Consider the following 2269-nt stretch of genomic DNA (forward strand, 5'->3'; position numbering starts at 1 on the left):
GAAAATTTAGATGATTCTACACCAGATGTTAATCCAGAAATTGAGCCGGAAAATATAACTGAATAAACTTCTGTATTAAGTCAAAAAATATGTTAATAAAAAACCAGTTCTATTCTTAAGAACTGGTTTTTTATCAAGTAGGGTGGGCGAATGGCCATTCGCCCCTACGACATTTAATCCTACCGATGCTACTAGATGTAATATGACTCCTTCTTCAATTGTATGGGACTAAGGATAATGGTAAACTATGGACAAAATATGACCAAAAAATAAGGTCTTGCCCTTTGAAGGGGATGAAAAAAATATTCGATTCAGTGTTTCAAGCTTCTGGCTTTAGCCAGAGGTACTGATAAATCATAACTGATAACTGAAATGTCCCACTTTGCTCATTTTCTCAGACTTCGCTAAATTTAGAAAAATATTAACTTTTAGTATTATTAATCTAATACCTATGTCTCGCGTTAGAGCTCCCGAACTGCCTCAAAATTACCCTTGGCTAAATACAGGCCAACCTATATCCCTTCAATCTCTGAAAGGACGAGTGGTTATCTTAGATTTCTGGACTTACTGCTGTATTAATTGCCTTCACGTTTTGCCAGAACTAAAATTTCTTGAGCAAAAATACCCAGACAACTTGACCGTTATTGGTGTCCATTCAGCTAAATTCGAGAATGAGAAAGAAGTGGAAAATATTCGTCAGGCCATACTTCGTTATGATATTGAACACCCTGTTTTAGTTGATAGTGGGTCTAGGGTTTGGCAACAATATGCTGTCCGTGCATGGCCTACTTTCAAAATTATCGATCCAGAAGGATATGTGGTGGGGTCTTTTTCTGGTGAAGGTAAACGTGATGCTTTGGATGAAATTATTGGTAAGTTGATAGAAGAACATCAAAATAAAAGCACTATTAATTCTAGCGAAATTAGTTTAATTCTGGAAAAGGAAAAACAACCTTTAACTACACCTTTGGCATTTCCTGGTAAAGTTCTTGCTGATAGTTATACTAATCAATTATTTGTTGCTGATACGGGACACCATCGCATTGTTGTTAGTACACTAGAAGGTGAAGTTTTGCACATTATTGGTAGTGGAAAAGCAGGATTAATTGATGGTTCATTTGATGAAGCTCAATTTTCGGCTCCCCAAGGTATGACTTTTGATGCTAAAAATCAAGTTTTATATGTTGCTGATACAGAAAATCATACTTTACGCAAAATAGATTTTCAAACTCAGCAGGTGGAAACTATTGCAGGTACCGGAGAACAAAGTCGTCAAATTTTACCTGATATTGGGGTGGCTAAAGAAACTAAGCTTAATTCTCCTTGGGATGTGGAGAAGGTAGGCGATCGCCTTTTTATAGCTATGGCAGGTTCACACCAAATATGCTTATTGGAACTTGATACTGGTATTATTAGTATTTATGCAGGTAATGGTGGAGAATCTTGTGTAAATGGTTCTTTAACAGAATCAGCTTTTGCTCAACCTAGTGGTATTAGTACAGATGGGAATGAGTTATTTATTGCTGATAGTGAGGTGAGTTCACTTCGTGCAGTGAGTATTAATGAGCATCCTAAAGTGCGTACTGTTTGTGGTAGTGAGGAATTATTTGGCTTTGGAGACAAGGATGGTAGAGGTGAAGAGGTTTTGCTACAGCATTGTTTGGGAGTAGAGTATACTCAAAATTATGTTTGGGTTGCTGATACCTATAATCACAAAATTAAGCGGGTGGAATATCATGCGGGTTTATGTCGTACCATGTTAGGAGATGGTGTAGCAGGTCATCAGGATGGGCGAGGTATTCATTCTCGCTTTTCTGAACCATCAGGATTAAGTGCGATCGCGCAACATTTATTTATTGCAGATACGAATAATCATCTGATTCGCAGAATTGAGCTAGATACACTTGAAGTAACTACCGTGGAATTTCCTGGTTTGTGCGCTCCTGATGTTTGTTTGCCTAGTTAGGATTTGGAATTGGAAGTCTTATGGGTGAGGAGTCAGGAGATGTCTATTAATCATAAAAAAGTTTTTGTTTGTAGAATTGCTCTAGCCCGATAAATATCTATCTTAGGGCTAGAGCAATTCTACGAGCTTTAATTATTACTGTTCAACCGGACATGATATTACTTGATTAATCGATCGCCTGATAGTATTTTACATTATTGGTATATGTTAATATCTGTTGATAAATCTCTAATTTTATAGATTTTCTGGGCTTTGTTGCATGAAAGTATATAGCTGTCGCACAAGCAAGTGCATATGTACAAT

1 protein-coding gene is annotated in these 2269 nt (G+C 36.9%); it reads left to right on the forward strand.

Annotation, left to right across the window (positions count from 1 at the left end):
- Nucleotides 1-451 precede the first annotated feature (451 nt).
- Nucleotides 452-1966: a thioredoxin-like domain-containing protein gene (locus ACP6PK_RS02605; RefSeq protein WP_426557505.1), complete on the forward strand. Its 1515-nt coding sequence runs from the start codon at nucleotides 452-454 to the stop codon at nucleotides 1964-1966.
- The last annotated feature ends 303 nt before the right edge of the window (nucleotides 1967-2269 follow it).

Source organism: Dapis hubbardiae BLCC-M172 (assembly GCF_050016015.1).
Classification (GTDB): domain Bacteria; phylum Cyanobacteriota; class Cyanobacteriia; order Cyanobacteriales; family Microcoleaceae; genus Trichodesmium.